15 protein-coding genes and 1 tRNA gene are annotated in these 16130 nt (G+C 65.0%); 8 read left to right on the forward strand and 8 right to left on the reverse strand.

What is annotated here, in order from left to right:
* Positions 1–109: 109 nt before the first annotated feature.
* Genes mnhG through PSET11_RS02645 form a run of 6 tightly spaced genes read right to left on the reverse strand, consistent with a single transcriptional unit; the run spans position 110 to position 6625 of the window.
* A complete protein-coding gene (gene mnhG, locus PSET11_RS02620; protein WP_124090504.1) occupies positions 110–544 on the reverse strand; it encodes a monovalent cation/H(+) antiporter subunit G in 435 nt (144 codons plus the stop codon).
* Complete coding sequence (locus PSET11_RS02625) at positions 534–812, reverse strand: MrpF/PhaF family protein (protein WP_124090506.1); 279 nt, start codon at positions 810–812, stop codon at positions 534–536. The genes mnhG and PSET11_RS02625 overlap by 11 nt, the downstream gene beginning before the upstream one ends.
* Complete coding sequence (locus PSET11_RS02630) at positions 809–1354, reverse strand: Na+/H+ antiporter subunit E (protein ID WP_124090508.1); 546 nt, start codon at positions 1352–1354, stop codon at positions 809–811. The genes PSET11_RS02625 and PSET11_RS02630 overlap by 4 nt, the downstream gene beginning before the upstream one ends.
* Positions 1351–3000 (reverse strand): Na+/H+ antiporter subunit D, encoded by a 1650-nt coding sequence (locus PSET11_RS02635; protein WP_124090511.1) that lies wholly within the window; start codon positions 2998–3000, stop codon positions 1351–1353. Before PSET11_RS02635 ends, PSET11_RS02630 begins: the two co-directional genes overlap by 4 nt.
* On the reverse strand, positions 2997–3581 hold the full coding sequence (locus PSET11_RS02640) for a Na(+)/H(+) antiporter subunit C (protein WP_124090513.1): 585 nt from the start codon (positions 3579–3581) through the stop codon (positions 2997–2999). The genes PSET11_RS02635 and PSET11_RS02640 overlap by 4 nt, the downstream gene beginning before the upstream one ends.
* On the reverse strand, positions 3578–6625 hold the full coding sequence (locus PSET11_RS02645; RefSeq protein ID WP_124090515.1) for a Na+/H+ antiporter subunit A: 3048 nt from the start codon (positions 6623–6625) through the stop codon (positions 3578–3580). Before PSET11_RS02645 ends, PSET11_RS02640 begins: the two co-directional genes overlap by 4 nt.
* A gap of 193 nt (positions 6626–6818) precedes the next feature.
* Between PSET11_RS02645 and PSET11_RS02650 the strand changes: the two genes are divergently transcribed.
* The 3 genes from PSET11_RS02650 to PSET11_RS02660 all read left to right on the forward strand — a co-directional run bounded on the left by PSET11_RS02650 (position 6819) and on the right by PSET11_RS02660 (position 9976).
* Positions 6819–8222, forward strand: coding sequence for an MFS transporter (locus PSET11_RS02650; protein ID WP_124090517.1), 1404 nt, complete (start codon positions 6819–6821; stop codon positions 8220–8222).
* A gap of 66 nt (positions 8223–8288) precedes the next feature.
* Positions 8289–8771, forward strand: coding sequence for a cation:proton antiporter regulatory subunit (locus PSET11_RS02655; RefSeq protein ID WP_124090519.1), 483 nt, complete (start codon positions 8289–8291; stop codon positions 8769–8771).
* Between the two features lie 5 nt (positions 8772–8776).
* On the forward strand, positions 8777–9976 hold the full coding sequence (locus PSET11_RS02660) for a cation:proton antiporter (RefSeq protein ID WP_124090521.1): 1200 nt from the start codon (positions 8777–8779) through the stop codon (positions 9974–9976).
* An 83-nt stretch (positions 9977–10059) separates the two neighbouring features.
* On the opposite strand, the gene dcd is transcribed toward PSET11_RS02660, so the two are convergent.
* On the reverse strand, positions 10060–10635 hold the full coding sequence (gene dcd, locus PSET11_RS02665) for a dCTP deaminase (RefSeq protein ID WP_124090523.1): 576 nt from the start codon (positions 10633–10635) through the stop codon (positions 10060–10062).
* A 132-nt stretch (positions 10636–10767) separates the two neighbouring features.
* On the opposite strand from dcd, the gene PSET11_RS02670 reads away from it, so the two are divergent.
* On the forward strand, positions 10768–12615 hold the full coding sequence (locus PSET11_RS02670; protein WP_345788805.1) for a CAP domain-containing protein: 1848 nt from the start codon (positions 10768–10770) through the stop codon (positions 12613–12615).
* 23 nt (positions 12616–12638) lie between these two features.
* Here the strand turns inward: PSET11_RS02670 and PSET11_RS02675 are convergent, their stop codons facing one another.
* Complete coding sequence (locus PSET11_RS02675; RefSeq protein ID WP_124090525.1) at positions 12639–13100, reverse strand: SRPBCC family protein; 462 nt, start codon at positions 13098–13100, stop codon at positions 12639–12641.
* Positions 13101–13337: 237 nt separating this feature from the next.
* Between PSET11_RS02675 and PSET11_RS02680 the strand changes: the two genes are divergently transcribed.
* The 4 genes from PSET11_RS02680 to PSET11_RS02690 all read left to right on the forward strand — a co-directional run bounded on the left by PSET11_RS02680 (position 13338) and on the right by PSET11_RS02690 (position 16129).
* A tRNA-Gly gene (locus tag PSET11_RS02680) sits at positions 13338–13411 on the forward strand.
* Between the two features lie 111 nt (positions 13412–13522).
* Positions 13523–13663, forward strand: coding sequence for a hypothetical protein (locus tag PSET11_RS16725; protein ID WP_203415887.1), 141 nt, complete (start codon positions 13523–13525; stop codon positions 13661–13663).
* Positions 13660–14841 (forward strand): N(5)-(carboxyethyl)ornithine synthase, encoded by a 1182-nt coding sequence (locus PSET11_RS02685; RefSeq protein ID WP_124090527.1) that lies wholly within the window; start codon positions 13660–13662, stop codon positions 14839–14841. Before PSET11_RS16725 ends, PSET11_RS02685 begins: the two co-directional genes overlap by 4 nt.
* Before the next feature lie 37 nt (positions 14842–14878).
* The gene (locus PSET11_RS02690; protein ID WP_124090529.1) at positions 14879–16129 is read left to right on the forward strand and encodes an amidohydrolase; all 1251 of its coding nucleotides are present in this window, start codon (positions 14879–14881) and stop codon (positions 16127–16129) included.
* Position 16130 lies beyond the last annotated feature (1 nt).

Raw genomic sequence — 16130 nt, forward strand, 5'->3', positions numbered from 1 at the left:
AGCGTCCAAGCTGGCGGCCCGTCGCCCAACCTTGCGGCGCGGCGCCAAGATTCGGGGCACCTAAACTCCCGTCGCACCCCGCTGACCTCGCCTAGCGACGCCGCCCGCCTCAGCGGGCGGCGTCGCCGGCTTGGCGCTGTCCGGCAGCTTCCTCATCGGCGTCGTCGTCAGCGGCCTTGGCAGCGGCCCTCTGCACCACTTCCTCCAGCTCATCGGAGCTGAGGAGTTCCCGGTGCAGGTGCTTGGTGCGGTAGCCCGCCCGGCCCACCATGTGGGCGGAGACGGGGACAGTGAGCAGCTGGAAGATCCACGCCACCACCAGGACAGGCCACACCCACACCGTGCGCATCTGCAGGCCGATGGCCGCCAGCAGGAGGAACAAGCCAAGGACTTGCGGCTTGGTGGCTGCGTGCATGCGGCTGAGCAGGTCCGGGAAACGCAGCAGCCCAATGGCCGCGCCGAGCGACATCACGGCGCCCACCACCATGAAGATGGCAGAAACCAGGTCTATCCAGGCGTCACCAGTGCTGAGATCAAGATTCATTGGGCGCCTGCCTCCTGTCGGCCACAAAACGGGCCACGGTCACGGAGCCGATGAATCCGATGACGGAGATCGCCACCACCAGCATCATGTTGTTGAGGTGGCGGTTGACGGCCATGTCCACGCACAGCGCGCCGCCCAGGATGGCCAGCAGGACGTCGGAGGCCAGCACCCGGTCCAGCAGGGACGGACCCCGGGCTATGCGGATGATGGCGCCGGCTGCAGCCAGCGAAAAGACCACCGAAGCCACCACCAAAACTAGCTGCATCATGCGGTTGCCTCCATCTGGAGCTGTTCGAGTTCTTCGCGGGTTCCCATGATCCGGATCAGATCGGCTTCGATGCTCCGCACCTCGGCCTTGAGCTTGGCGACGTCCTCGGGGGTGGAGATGTTGATGGCGTGCAAGTAGAGCGTGGAGGTTGACCGGTCCACCTCCACCACCAGTGAGCCCGGAATCAGGGAAATGACGTGGCCCACGGCGGTGACCATGAGGTCTTGGTGGCTGCGCAGCGTTACTGCCACCACGGCGTTGGTGACCTTGGGTCCGCGCGCCAGGGCAAGGCCCAGCACCTGGAAGCTCGCTACCACCACCTTGCCCAGGAACATCAGTCCGAAGGGGATGGCATGGCGGATGTTGAACCTGCCGCTCAGCTCAACCGGTGGCAGGTAGAAGAGCCGTGCCACGGCCACCGCCAGTAGGGCGCCGAAGAGAAGGTTGCCCGGGCTGAAGTCCTGCCAGAGGGCACCCCAGACAATCACCAGCCAGACCAACAGTGGCAGCTCTTGGCGGAGGGAGATGCGTTGCCGGCTCATTTCCCTCCTCGAAGTGCAGGGGCGGGCGGTACTACTGTGTCCTCGCCGAAGACGGCGTGGATGTAGGGCGTACGGTCCAGCATTTCCTGCGCCGCACGGTCCGACAGCTCAAAGAGCGGACCGGCGAAAACAGTGAGGGCTACGCCCACGGCTACCAGGCCAACGGTTGATCCCACCATGGTGCGGGGCATCAAGGTGTTGCGGCGGGCCGTGCTGGTGCGCTTGGTGAGCATCATGCCGGACCGGCCGTTCCCGTCCGGGTCTGCCACCAACTCCACCTCGTTGGGGTCCGCCAACAGGACGGGGTCCGGGTGGTCAGCGTCCGTGGGACGGCGCCAGAAGGCCCGGTTCCAGACCCTGGCAATGGCCAGCAGGGTGAGCAGGCTGGTCACCACGCCACCGATCACCAGCGCGTAGGCCAGCGGGGTGCCGAGTTGCACGCCAGCCTGCAACAATCCCACCTTGCCCAAGAAGCCGGAGAATGGTGGGATTCCCGCGAGGTTCATGGCGGGGATGAAGAACAGCAGGGCCAGGAGCGGCGAGAGTTTGGCCAACCCACCCAGCCGGTCGATCGAGGAACTGCCACCGCGGCGTTCAATCAGGCCCGTGACCAGGAACAAGCTGGTCTGGATGGTGATATGGTGCGCCACGTAAAATATTGCCGCGCCCAAGCCCACCCGCGAGGACATGGCCAGGCCGAACACCATGTAGCCGATGTGGCTGACCAGGGTGAAGGACAGCAGGCGCTTGATGTCGCTCTGCGCAAGCGCACCGAGGATTCCCACCACCATGGTCAGCAGCGCCACCACCATCAAGGGCGTGTTCAGCGAATCTCCCGGGAACAGCAGGGTTTCGGTGCGGACCATGGCATACACGCCCACTTTGGTCAGCAGGCCAGCGAACACGGCAGTGACCGGCGCGGGCGCCGTCGGGTAGGAGTCCGGGAGCCAGAACGAGAGGGGGAAGACGGCGGCCTTGATACCGAACGCCACCAGCAGCATGACGTGCAGGAGTGTCTGCGTGCCCTGGTCCAACTGGCCCAGTTTGATGGACAGGTCCGCCATGTTCACGGTGCCCGTGGCCCCGTAGATCATGGCAATAGAAATCAGGAAGAGCACTGAGGACACCACGGACACCACTACGTAGGTGACTCCTGCGCGGATCCGTGGTCCGGTTCCGCCCAGTGTCATCAGCACATAACTTGCCGTCAGCAAGATCTCGAACCCGACGTACAGGTTGAAGAGGTCCCCGGACAGGAAGGCGTTGGAGACACCCGCCACCAGGATGAGGTAGGTGGGGTGGAAAATCGAGACGGGCGCATCGTGATCGCCGTCGGCCATGCCCTGCCCGGTGGCGTACACCAGGACGGCGAGGCTCACGGCCGAGGAAACCACCAGCATCAACGAGGAGAACTGGTCCACCACCAGCACAATGCCGTACGGGGGAATCCAGCCGCCCAGGGTCACCGCAAAGGTGCCGCCGTCCCAGACACTGGCCAGCAGGAAGCACTCGAGGAGGAGGGTCAGCGACAACATGCCGATGCTGACGGCCCGCTGCATCCGGGTGTGCCGGATCAGCAGGAAGGTCAGGGCCGCACCCAGGATGGGAAGTACGACGGCGAGTGGCGCCAGGGAGGCCAGGTTCACTTTGCGTCTCCTTCCGGGTCAGGGTTTACGTTCAGGGAGCCGGGCTGTTCTTCCGCGGCTGCCTTATGGGCGGGCAGTTCGGTGGCGCCTGCCACGACGGTGGCCTGCTGGCCGCCGTCGGGTTCGCTGTGGTTGGAAATTTCGGCGCCGTCCGTTCCCACCATGGTGAGCGGGAACTCGGACGTTTCGATGGGGATCTCGGCGTCGTCCTCGGCGTCGAAGCTGGGGGTTTCGGCGACGCGCCTATCCTCAAGGTCGTCCTGGATCTCATCCTGGCGGGCCAGGACCCAGGTCCGGTAAATGATGCCCAGCATGAAGGCGGTAACGGCGAAGGAAATCACGATCGACGTCAGGATGAGGGCCTGGGGCAGCGGGTCGCTGTAATCCTGGGCGGCCGTCTCTTTCGAGAAGAGCGGCGCCAGCCCGGCGTAACCGCCGGTCGCCAGGATGAGCAGGTTGGTGGCGTTGGCCAGCAACATCAAACCCAGCAGCACCCTGGTGAGGCTGCGTTCCAGGATCAGGTAGATGCCGCAGGCGTACAGGGCTCCCATGACGAGCAGGAGGGTCAGGTTGACGCTCATGAATGGGCCTTTGCAGTGGTTGCAGCGCCGGGATCGGTTGCCGGCTCGGCGGACGGGACGCTTTCCTGGTCTTCCTGGTCTTCTTCAGCGGCGGCAAGGGAGCGCTCATCGAAGTGTTCGTCAATTTCTGCGCCCAAGCTGCGCAGCACGTCGAGGACCAGGCCCACCACCACAATGTAGACACCGATATCGAAGATGGTGGACGTGACGAACTTGATGTCGCCAAACACGGGGAGCCAGAACTCCACAATGGCGGTCTGGAAGACCTGGCCGCCCAGCAGGAGCGGGGCGATTCCGGAGAACACTGCCACGGCCAGGCCGATGCCCAGCAATCCACCAGCACTCACCGTGGTGGCTTCGCGGAGTTCGAAGCGGCCACCCGCCAGATACCGGATGGTCAGTGCCAGGCCAGCGGTCAGGCCGCCAGCGAAGCCGCCACCGGGCAGGTTATGCCCAGCCAACAGGAGATAGAGCGAGAAGATCACCATGGAGTGGAAGATCAGCCGGGTGACCACCTCAAAGATGATGGAGCGGCGCTCGGGGGCCATGGTCCGGCCCGCCACGATCCAGGCGTCCCGGACGGCGGAGGCGAACTTGCGGCTGACCGCGAGCGCTGCGCCGTCGCGGGAGCTGGGATCCACTCCGCGATAACGCCCCACCGTGCCCTCGGCTACCGAGGCTGACATTTGCAATCGGTCACCGCGACCACGGACGAAGATGAGGCTGGCGACGCCGGTGGCAGCTAGGGCCAGGACGGTGATTTCACCGAACGTATCCCAGGCGCGGATGTCCACCAGCGTCACGTTGACGATGTTCAGGCCGCCACCGCCCTCGTAGGCCAGCTGCGGGAATTCCAGCGAAATGGGGGTGGCGATCCGCGACCCCATGGCGTAGATGGCGGCAAACACCATGGTGGTGCCGAAAGCCAGGCCGATGATGACGCGGACAATCCGGTACCGGCCGCCGGTGCGGTCGCGGAGTTCGGCCGGCAGGCTACGCATGCCCAGGACGAAGGCCACCAGCACGATGGTTTCCACCAGCATCTGGGTGAGGGCCAGGTCGGGGGCGCCCTGCAACGCGAACATCAACGCAATGCCGTAGCCGGTGACGGAGACCATGAGCACTGCCAGGAAGCGCTTGTTGGCCTTGACCGCGGCGAGTGCGCCGATGACGATGCCCGCGCCCACCACCAATTGCAGCGGCGAGCCGGGGTCCACCAGGTAAATGCCGTCCGGGAGCGGCTTGCCGGAGAAGATGATGACCAGCAGCGGCAGGATGAACGCCATGCTGAGGATCACGGAAAGGTAGAAGTACAGCGAACCACGCTGTGTACGGCCGGTGACCCAGACGGCAACATCGTCCAGGGCGCCGATGGTCAACTGGTAGCCACGGTCGCCATCCACCCAGGCGGGTACCCGGGACTGGGCCCGGGCCACGGCATTGCGGCCAAAGTACATGGCCAGGCCCAAGGCAAAGGTGAGGGCCGTCAGCCCGAGCGCCGGGGTCAGCCCGTGCCACAACGCCAGGTGGCCTGCCTGCTCGGCGGGCGTCCCGGCGTCGGCCGCTGTTGAGGCGAACAGCGCCGCGTACGGCTGGATCCAGGCGTCCACCGGGACCGGCCACAGCCCGTACGCGATGGTGAGGACGCTGAGCAGGGCAGGGGCGGCCAGGAACGCGGGGCTGATGGCCTTGAACGGCGTGGGCTCCACGCCGGGCTTGACCGCGAAGGCGCCCCACATGAACCGGGCACTGTAGGCGAAGGTCAGGACGGAGCCCAGGACCAGCCCCACCAGGACCACCATGGCCCACGGCCCGGCGTCTGGCTCGGTGGCGTAGTGGACGAACGCTTCAAGGACAGATTCCTTGGCCACGAAGCCGCCCAGCAGCGGAATTCCTGCCATGGATGCGGCCCCAATACCGGCCACAATCGCCAGGGCGCGGGAGGACCGGAAAACACCTGACAGTTTGCGGACGTCACGGGTACCGGATTGGTGGTCGATGATTCCAACCACCAGGAAGAGCGTGGCCTTGAACAACCCGTGCGCCAAGAGCATGGCCAGGCCGGCCAGGGCAGCGTCCGGAGTACCCAGGCCCACCACCATGGTGAGGAAGCCGAGCTGGCTGACGGTGCCGTACGCGAGGATGAGTTTGATGTCCGTCTGACGCAGAGCGCGGTAGCCGCCCACCAGCATGGTGGCCAGGCCCAGCCCCAACACCACGCCGTACCAATACTGTGTTTCGGAGAAGCCGGGGGCCAGCCGGGCCACCAGGTAGATGCCGGCCTTCACCATAGCGGCAGCGTGCAGGTAGGCGCTGACCGGGGTGGGTGCCGCCATGGCGCCGGGGAGCCAGAAGTGGAAGGGCAGCAGCGCGGACTTGGTGATCGCGCCGACCAGGATGAGGACGACGGCGGTACTCACCAGGGCGCCGGACGTTCCGGAGACCAGCTCTGGCGCCATCGCCATGATGCTGGAGATCCGGTAGGTCCCGGCCGTGAAGCCAAGCATGATGATGCCCACCAGCATGGCCAGGCCGCCAGCTGTGGTGATGATGAGAGCTTGCAGGGCAGAGCGCCGGGCGGCCAATCTGGTGCGGGCGAAACCGATCAGAAGGTAGGAAAGGATGGTGGTCAGTTCCCAGAAGATGAACAGCAGGAGAAGATCATCTGCCACCACCAGGCCAAACATGGCGCCGGCAAACGCCAACAGTTGCGCACCGAAACCGCCGAGGTCCTGGTCCTTCTTCTTGAAGTACTTGGCACAGTAGATCAGAACCAGGGCACCCACGCCCAGGACCAAGAGGGACAGCACCCACGCGAGCGCGTCCATTCGGAAGGCAAACTCAAGGTTGAGGCCCGGAACCCACGGCTGGACGTGCATTATTGCCCCGGCGTCGGAGTAGATCGCGTTGTGCTGCAGGAGCAGCCAGACAAAGGATCCAGCCGGCACTGCGGCCAAGGCGTAGAAAGCATTCCGGCCCCACGCTCTGAACAGCAGCGGCGCGAGAACAGCCACCGTAAAGTGCACGGCCAGGACTGTAATCAAGGGCTTCTCCGCAACGTCAGGAATTCGATGGTCAAAAGTTGGAGCAGGCGGCAAAAATGTTGGGTTTGGGAGACTCCAGTTTATCAACTCCCCGCGCCCAATCCTTAACAAAGCGCCGCAACAGGCGCATAATGCCCCGGCATGACGGGGCGTTGCGGGTCAGCTGTTCGCCACAGGCGGATACGATGCAGCTATGAACAGCGCGAATGCGTCTGAAGCCGCGCAGCCGGCCTCCGAACTCGACTCCGGCAACCAGGTTTCCAGCAAGGGAAGAATCGTGGCATGGGCGGCGTGGGACTGGGGCTCTGCGGCCTTCAATGCGGTCATGACCACCTTTGTCTTCACCGTCTACCTGACCTCGAACGCGTTTGGTGGCGAAGACCAGGCCTCGGCTGTCCTTGGCGGCGCATTGGCCATCGCCGGCTTGGCGATTGCCCTGCTGGCACCTGTCACCGGGCAGCGTTCGGACGCCGGCGGCAGGCGGAAGCTGTGGCTCGGCGTCAACACTGCGGCCGTGGCTGTGCTCACTGCCCTGTGCTTCTTCGTCTACCCGGAACCCGAGTTCCTGCTCCTGGGCGTCTCCCTGATCGCGTTAGGCAACATCTTCTTTGAGTTTGCCGGTGTGAACTACAACGCCATGCTGGTGCAGATCTCAACACCAGCAAACATCGGCAAGGTCAGCGGCATCGGCTGGGGCGCCGGCTACCTGGGCGGCATTGTTGCGCTCCTGGTGGTCCTGCAACTGTTTGTGCAGCCCAGCTTTGTTTGGTTTGGCGCTTCCACGGATGCCAGCCTGAACATTCGGCTGGTGGCAGTTTTCTCCGCGCTGTGGTTCTTCATCTTCGCCCTGCCCGTCCTCTTCGCGGTCCCCGAGATTCCAGCGCCGACCAAATCGGCAAAGCTGGGCTTCATCGCCAGTTACGGGCTGCTGTTACGCCGGATCAAGGCGATGTACAAGACCAGCCCACACACCATCTATTTCCTGCTGGCGAGCGCCGTGTTCCGCGACGGGCTTGCTGCGGTGTTCACTTTTGGCGGCATCATCGCTGCGGGCACCTTTGGCTTCAGCCTCCCCCAGGTCATCTTCTTCGCCATTTTCGGCAACGTGGTGGCAGCAGTGGGCGCCGTGGTGGGCGGCTTCCTGGATGACAAGGTGGGGCCCAAGGCAGTGATCGTCGTGTCGTTGCTGGGCCTGCTGGTTGCCGGCACCGTCATCCTGGTCCTCGGCAATGCCGACTACACCTTCTTTGGCATGGCGTGGGCGGGCAGCACCACGTTCTGGGTGTTTGGGCTCTTCCTCTGCCTGTTCGTGGGTCCGGCCCAGTCGTCGTCGCGCGCTTACCTGGCGCGGCTGGCACCGCACGGCGAATCCGGCGAACTCTTTGGCCTGTACGCCACCACCGGCCGCGCCGTCAGTTTCCTGGCACCGGCCCTCTTCACCCTCTGCATCGCGGTAGCCACGCCCCTGGTAGCGGACGGCGAGGCGCAACGGTGGGGGATTCTGGGCATCATGGTGGTGCTGCTGGCTGGCCTGCTGGTGTTGCTGCCGGTGAAGTCGCCCGCCAAGGCGCCGATCGCCGTCGTTCCTGCCTCCTGAGGACCTGGTACGGGGACACCTACCGGCCCGCCCCACGGACGGGTTCAGAGTTATAGGCTTTAGCCCATGAACGTGGATGAGACAGACCTTCCGGGCCTCGGCCGGCGGAAGGATTTCATGACGGCGACGGGTCGCCGGATTGGCGTAGTGGAATTGCGGGAAGGCCAGACGGAACTGATCGTCTCCACGTGGGACGATCCCGATACCTGCCAGGCTTCCATCCCGCTGACCAGCGACGAAGCCGCCACCCTGGGCAATCTCCTGGGCGGCCAGCACCTTGCCATGAAACTCGCAGAAGAACACCGGGAGATCCCCGGGATCGTGACCCGGCAATTCTCGATCGCCCCCGGCTCACCCTTCCAGGACCAGCCCATGGGCAAAGCCAGCATCCGGACCCGGTGCGGGGTGTCCATCGTGGCCATCATGCGCGAGGGCGAAGTCCTGCCCTCCCCTGCTCCAGACGCAGTCCTGCACACCGGGGACTTGTTGGTTGCAGTTGGCACCCAGGAGGGCCTCGACTCAGCGGCCAATATCCTGCGCAACGGCTGACGCCTGTGGACCCATTGGCCTTGACCCTGGTTGAACTGGGGGCCGTTGTCTTCTGCCTGGGCCTCCTGGCTCGACTGGCAGGGCGGATCGGCATGTCCCCCATCCCGTTCTATCTCTTGGGCGGCCTTGCTTTTGGTGCTGGCGGCATCATCAAACTCGATGGCATGAAGGAGTTTGCGCACCTCTCCGGCGAGATCGGCGTGATCCTGCTCCTGTTAATGCTTGGTTTGGAATATACGGCTCGTGAGCTGTTTACCGGGCTGCGCAGGTCTTGGCAGGCCGGCGTGCTGGACCTGGTGTTGAACTTCGTCCCCGGGGCCGCGCTGGCGCTGCTGCTCGGCTGGGGTGGTGTGGGGGCCATGGTGATGGGCGGCGTGACGTACATATCGTCGTCCGGTATCGCCGCCAAGGTGATGACGGACCTTGGCCGGTTGGGTAACCGCGAGACGCCAGTGGTCCTCTCGATCCTGGTGTTCGAGGACCTGGCCATGGCGGTCTACCTCCCCATCCTGACGGCCACTCTGGCAGGCGTCAGCTTCCTGGGCGGCCTCACGGCCGTGGGGATCGCGCTTGCTGTGGTGACCCTGGTGCTGATGGTGGCCCTCCGGCACGGACATCGGGTATCCAAGGCAGTACACAGCGAGAATTCCGAGGTGTTCCTGCTGAACCTGCTGGGAGCCGCACTCCTGGTGGCTGGCGTGGCGTCGGCCATGCAAGTCTCGGCCGCTGTGGGCGCATTCATGCTGGGCATCGCAATTTCCGGCGCCACGGCACACAACGCCACCCGCATCCTGGAACCCCTGCGCGACCTGTTTGCGGCGATCTTCTTCGTCGCCTTCGGGCTGAACACGGACCCTACGTCCATTCCGCCGGTGCTTGGTTGGGCGCTGGTCTTGGCCATTGTCACCGCGGCTACCAAGATGCTGACCGGCATCTGGGCCGCGAAGCGCGCCGGGATCGCCCGGCCCGGCCGCTTCCGGGCCGGCGCTGCGCTGATTGCGCGTGGCGAGTTCTCGATTGTCATCGCCGGGCTCGCTGTGGCCTCCGGCGTGGTTCCCGCCGACCTCGCGGCCCTTGCCACCGCGTACGTGCTGATCATGGCCGTCTTGGGGCCGCTGGCCGCCCGCTATGTGGAGCCGGTAGTCAAAGCCTTCGCCGCTCGGCCGCAGCGCCCCAACGAAGGCGTGGTTCCCGCGCGGGGCTGAGTCGCCGGCGTCGTGAGCGGCCTCCAGGACCATGGACCGGCGTCGCGATTTCCGCTGCGGGACGGACGACGGCGGCTGGCCGGCTAGATCTCGGTGCGGTGGAAGTTGAGGTGGCTGCGGCTGGCCGTGGGGCCGCGCTGGCCCTGGTACCGGTTGCCGTAGGCGCCTGAGCCGTAGGGGTGCTCTGCCGCGGAGGTGAGCCGGAAGAAGCAGAGCTGACCGATTTTCATACCCGGCCACAGCTTGATGGGCAGCGTGGCCATGTTGGAGAGCTCCAGCGTGACGTGGCCGGAGAAGCCGGGGTCAATAAACCCGGCGGTGGAGTGCGTCAGGAGGCCCAGCCGGCCCAGGGACGACTTGCCTTCGAGGCGTGCGGCGACGTCGTCGGGCAGGGTGACGGTCTCATACGTGGAGCCGAGGACGAACTCCCCCGGGTGCAGGATGAACGCCTCGCCTTGCTCAACTTCCACCAGTCGGGTGAGCTCGGGCTGTTCCTGCGCCGGATCGATGTGGGCGTACTTGTGGTTGTCGAAAAGCCGGAAGAACTTGTCGATCCGGACGTCCACGGACGACGGTTGGATCATCGCCGGCTCGAACGGTTCCAGCACGATTCGTTGGGAGTCTATTTCGGCACGTATATCGCGGTCAGAGATCAGCACGCTCCCAAATTACCGCATTGACTGTGAGCGGGCATTTTTCGTTGTTGCAAGAGCCTGGTGGGGCTAATGTTACAGAAGATACTTGGCGCCGGATGGTCTCCCGGATGGCCCAACCTACCCTGGGGATATTTCGTGAATAAATTCGTGGCGCCTGCCTGTGTCGGCATGCTCTGTGCGTTGGCGTTGGTCTCATCCACTGCGGGCACGGTCCCGGACCGGCTGGTTGGGCAGCAGTCCGCGGTCTCGGCGGGTCCGTTGACGGACAGCTCGACCGCACCGGCGTCCGACGACGGCGCGTCCGCCCCTGTGCCAAACACCGGTGGAGTGCCGCTTGAGGCCGCCGCTAGCGCCGGGCAGCAGGACCAGCCAGCCGGGCCCGCAGCCAGTACCGCGAAACGTGACCCGGGAGTGCTGGGCGCGCCCCGTCCGGCTACCGTTGCCCCCGCCGTTATAGCTCCTTCCGAGGTCGAGCCCGTCGGTTCGAAACCAGCACCTGCACCGGCCACGGCGCCCGCGCCAACCCCAGCACCCGCGCCAACCCCGCCGCCCGCCGGGCCCGCAGCCGAGCAGCCCACTGTTGTGCCGCCGTCGGAGGTTCCGGTGCCTGACGTGCCGTCCATCGACCCTCTTTGGGGTCCGGATGGCGAGGCCCAGGCCCCCAACCAGGTTAGGCGCTTCGCAGCACCTGAGGCGGCCCCCGCAGAAGCGCCACCAGCGGCACGCGCCTTGGTGGCCGACAGCAACGCGGCAGCAATCCTGACGGTCTTCACCAAAATCAACGAATACCGCGCCTCGCGGGGCCTCAACCCGCTGAAGTACAACGCCACGGTGGCTGGCCTGGCGCAGGAATGGTCCAACAACATCGCGTCCCGGGAAGTCATCGAACACCGGGCCAACTTCTGGACCGACCCCCGGGCGCTGAAGCCGAATAACGGAGCCGGCGAGGTCATTGCCATCCGCACCGACCGGGACGCCGCCCAGCTCGTTGAATGGTGGAAGGGGTCGCCGGGCCACAACGCGATGCTCCTTGATCCGCGCTTCAACGTCATGGGCGCGGGCATCACCTACACCGATCGGCAATACAGAATCTGGGGCGTGGTCAATTTCTTCGGCTACACCACCCTCCCCGCAGGCACCACGAATGGCCCCGGTGGGAGCGTTGCCCCGCCGGTAACGCCGACACCAACGACTAACCTCTGCGAGGCCATCCCCAACAACGCGCCGCCCAGGTGGATCCTTTCCGGCGCCGCGATCAAGGGCCCGGCTGACCTGGTCTCCATCAACGGGTCCGGCCAGCTGATCAACCGGCCGGCAACCGGTCCGCGAACGTACGGCGCGGGCCAAGTTATTGGTTCTGGCTTTGGCAGTGCCAAAGAAGTCTTTGTGACGGACTGGAACCTGGACGGCGCCTACGATCTCCTCACCCAGTGGAACAACGGCGAGCTGACGCTTCATGCCGGAAAACCTGGCGGCGGCTTTGAAGCTCCGGTCACCTTGGGCCGAAGCGGCTGGCAGCCGCTCACCTTGACCGTTGGCCCCTGGTGCGACAGCAACAGATTTCCACAGATTCTGGCCTTGGACGGGGCCGGGAACCTCTATCACTACCCCAACAAGGGCATGGGCGACCTATCCGTTCGTTCTGCCGTGGGCACCGTAGGTGCCGCCAAGAAGCTGGCCATGGTTGACTACGACGCCGATGGCTTCCAGGACGTCGTCGCGCTCCGCGCCGACGGCTCAGCCCAGCTCTTCCGAGGCTCGGGAACCACCGCCTTCCGCGCGGAGGCACGTCCTGTCGTCGCGACAGGGTGGGGTGATGTCACCGGCATCAGGGCGCTGCGTGGCGTGACGGCGCAAAACTCGATAGGCCTAGCCCTGCGACGGGCCGGCGACGTGGTGCAGTACTGGGACTTGAGCACCGGCAAGCTGGCCTCGCCGTCGAACATTGCTGGTCCCTGGACCGGACTGCGCCTGGCGCAGTAGGTCACGGGCCTCAGTGCGCGCGGTCAGGCGGCGGTCTGCAACTCCATGACCATCCGCAGGTTCTCCAACTGGGCTACGTCCGAGCGGAGGCCTCGCTGGATCAGCCTGCCACCGAACGCGGACCGGTTGAGGAAGCTGAACACGCCTTCCGGAACGGTGGCCAAGGCAAACCGGACTCGGGTCCCTTCGGCTTCGGAACTCAGATAGTAGCCACCCAGCCGCTGCGCGGGTCCAGAGACTGTCCGGAACTGGATCTCAGCCCCGGGGCGCGCCTCGGTGATTTCAAGTTCGGCCGGAATGCTCAGGCCTGATCTCCCCGCCACCATCTGGCGGTAGACGGCGCCTTTGGTCCCGGCTGAGCCCCGGGCTAGTTTCACCGTGCGGACACCGTCCCGCCACAGTGGAAGATTGGTCGCCTCCAGCAGGTACAGGTACACGGCCATGGCGTCACGCCGGATGAGGACCTCGTACTCTGCGGTTGCCATGGACTCTTCCTGCTGTTGCTGGTTGGGATACGTGTACTCGCGTCCCCCAACGCTGCTACCTTTTCAGGCTAACCAGCGCGGTGGGCCCTGTCCTACTCGACGCCGGGGACGTTATTGAAGAGTTACTGGATGACACAGCACCGTGACCTTTCGCTGCTGGTCCAGAGGGGCCAGAAACTGAGGTATGGTGAAACTCGTTGTTTTCGCTGGGATTTCTTCCATTTATGGGCTCCCCGCGCGGCTGTAGCTCAATGGTAGAGCGCTAGCTTCCCAAGCTTGATACGCGGGTTCGATTCCCGTCAGCCGCTCCACATTTCTTGCCGCCACTCGCGCCGGCAGCCAGCTCTCCCGTCCGGCCATTAGGTCCCCCCCGTGTAGGGTCGGAAGCCTGGAACCGCTTCGGTTCCGCTACAGGAGCAATCATGGCTGACAAGTCCCCGCGTCAAGCAGCATCCAAAAAAGCCGGCAAGTCCATCAAGGAAAAGCGCGCAGACAAAAGGGCCGCCTCCGCGCCGGCCAGCTCCATTGACACCACCTCCAGCAAGGCAGCCAAAAAGAAGTGAGCGGCCAACCGACCCAGCTGAGCCTGGGCGTCCTGGCCTCCACGCGGAAACCTGACGAACGCCGTCTCCCTATCCACCCGCTGCATTTTGACCGGATCCCTGCGGAACTCCGGGCAAATATCATCCTGGAGCAGGGCTACGGCGAGCGGTTCGGCGTCGGAGATGACCATTTGGCGGCCCTGGTGGGCAAAATCGCCACCAGGGAGGCACTGCTGGCGGAAGCCGACGTCGTACTCCTGCCGAAACCGCAGCCGGAAGACCTGGCGGAACTCCGGGACGGCCAGGTCTTGTGGGGATGGCCGCACTGTGTCCAAGATCGGGCCATCACCCAGTTGGCCATTGACAAGAAACTGACCCTGATCGCGTTTGAGGCCATGAACCACTGGGCCAGCGACGGTGGGTTCGGCCTTCACGTCTTCCACAAGAATAACGAACTGGCCGGCTACTGTTCGGTGCTGCACGCCCTGGCGCTCACGGGTTCCACCGGCGACTATGGCCGCCGGCTCAGCGCCGTGGTGATCGGTTTTGGTGCCACCGCCCGCGGTGCGGTGACCGCGTTGAACGCCCACGGAATCCACGACGTGCAGGTGCTCACCAACCGCGGAATCGCTGCGGTGGGCGCCCCGATCCACTCAGTGAACATCGTCCAGTTTGACCACGACGACGAAGCCCCCTTCCTGAGCCAGGTCATCACCGAGCGGGGCCGGCTGCCGTTGGCGCCGTTCCTGGCGGAAAGCGACATTGTGGTCAACTGCACGCTGCAGGATCCCAACAATCCACTCACGTACCTCCGGACCGAAGACCTTGAGGCCTTCAGCCCCGGAAGCCTGATCGTGGACGTCTCCTGCGACGACGGTATGGGGTTCAGCTGGGCGCGCTCCACCACCTTTGCCGAACCGATGTTCACGGTGGGCCAGCACATCAACTACTACGCGGTAGATCACAGCCCGTCCTACCTCTGGAATTCTTCCAGCTGGGAGATCAGCCAAGCCCTGTTGCCGTTCCTCGAACCCGTCATGGGTGGTCCGGCTGAATGGGACCGTAACGAGACCTTGGCTCGGGCCATCGAAATTCGCGCCGGGGTTGTCCTGAACAAGGACGTACTTGAGTTCCAACAGCGGGAGGCGGACTATCCGCACGCCGCCAAGACTCAGGACGGTGCCAGCTTCCGGGAGTAGGGTCGAAAGAGAACTGAACCCGAAAGGAAGGACTGTCATGACGAAGGTTTTGGACGACGTTGCAGGGGTGGCGCAGGACCTCACCGGAGTTTACGAGGATCTGCATCAACATCCCGAACTCTCCGGAGCCGAAGTCAGGACTGCGAGCATCGTGGCTGAACGGCTCGCCGGGTTGGGCTGGGAGGTCAGCAGCGGAGTCGGCGGGACCGGCGTCGTGGGTGTTTTGCGGAACGGCGACGGACCCACCGTGATGCTTCGTGCCGACATGGACGGGCTACCCGTGCTGGAGAAGTCAGGGCTCGGCTACGCCAGCACGGCCCGCGGGACCAGCCCTTCCGGGGACGATGTTCCCGTCATGCATGCGTGCGGCCACGACGTCCACGTCACCTGCCTCCTTGGCGCGGCGACCCTTTTCGCTGCGAACCAGGATGCCTGGTCAGGGACCATCCTGGCCGTATTCCAGCCAGCCGAAGAAACCGGCGCCGGCGCCCGCGACATGGTGGCGGACGGCCTCTTTGACCGCTTTCCCGTGCCAGACGTAGTGCTGGGACAGCACGTCGCCCCGTTTCCGGCAGGCGCCCTGGGAGTGCATGCCGGACCTGCCTTCGCCGGGTCCGACAGTTTTTCGGTGACGCTCTTCGGCAGGAGCGGCCACGGCTCCCGGCCGGAAACCACGGTGGATCCTGTGGTGATGGCCGCCGCCACCATCCTCCGGCTGCAGGCGCTGGTGTCCCGCGAAGTCGGCGGCAACGAAACTGCTGTCCTCACCGTCGGCCAACTCCACGCCGGCACCAAAGACAACATCATCCCTGAAGAGGCCCGGCTGGGCATCAGCATGCGGACTGCCGATCCGGCAGTCCGGGAACGAATGATCAGTGGAATGACCCGCATCATTAACGGCGAGGCATCGGCTTCCGGCGCTCCCCAACCGCCCGCCATCGTCGCCGGGGAACACTTCCCGGTCGTGGTCAACGCCATCGATGCCACGGCTCGGGTGCGGGAAGCGTTCGCCGCGGAGTTGGGCGGCGCTATCGACCCAGGCCCGGTCACCGGCAGCGAAGACGTGGGGACCCTCGCCACAGCCGCTGGGGCTCCCCTGGTGTATTGGCTCCTGGGTGGCACCGATCCCGACGCTTACGGCAAGGCGGTCCAGGACGGGACAGTTGCGTCCACCATCCCGTCCAACCACTCCCCGCATTTTGCCCCGGTCATCCGCCCCACGCTCGACGCCGGAATCTCGGCGCTGGTGGTGGCAGCCTTCGCCTGGGTGGGAACACCCAAGCGCTAGG

Source organism: Arthrobacter ulcerisalmonis (assembly GCF_900609065.1).
Classification (GTDB): Bacteria; Actinomycetota; Actinomycetes; order Actinomycetales; family Micrococcaceae; genus Arthrobacter; species Arthrobacter ulcerisalmonis.

Excerpts from the sequence above, each read along its gene's own strand:
- mnhG (WP_124090504.1), bottom strand. The coding sequence starts at position 544 with ATGAATCTTGATCTCAGCACTGGTGACGCCTGGATAGACCTGGTTTCT.
- PSET11_RS02625 (WP_124090506.1), bottom strand. The coding sequence starts at position 812 with ATGATGCAGCTAGTTTTGGTGGTGGCTTCGGTGGTCTTTTCGCTGGCT.
- PSET11_RS02630 (WP_124090508.1), bottom strand. The coding sequence starts at position 1,354 with ATGAGCCGGCAACGCATCTCCCTCCGCCAAGAGCTGCCACTGTTGGTC.
- PSET11_RS02640 (WP_124090513.1), bottom strand. The coding sequence starts at position 3,581 with ATGAGCGTCAACCTGACCCTCCTGCTCGTCATGGGAGCCCTGTACGCC.
- PSET11_RS02650 (WP_124090517.1), top strand. The coding sequence starts at position 6,819 with ATGAACAGCGCGAATGCGTCTGAAGCCGCGCAGCCGGCCTCCGAACTC.
- PSET11_RS02655 (WP_124090519.1), top strand. The coding sequence starts at position 8,289 with ATGAACGTGGATGAGACAGACCTTCCGGGCCTCGGCCGGCGGAAGGAT.
- PSET11_RS02675 (WP_124090525.1), bottom strand. The coding sequence starts at position 13,100 with ATGGCAACCGCAGAGTACGAGGTCCTCATCCGGCGTGACGCCATGGCC.
- PSET11_RS16725 (WP_203415887.1), top strand. The coding sequence starts at position 13,523 with ATGGCTGACAAGTCCCCGCGTCAAGCAGCATCCAAAAAAGCCGGCAAG.
- PSET11_RS02690 (WP_124090529.1), top strand. The coding sequence starts at position 14,879 with ATGACGAAGGTTTTGGACGACGTTGCAGGGGTGGCGCAGGACCTCACC.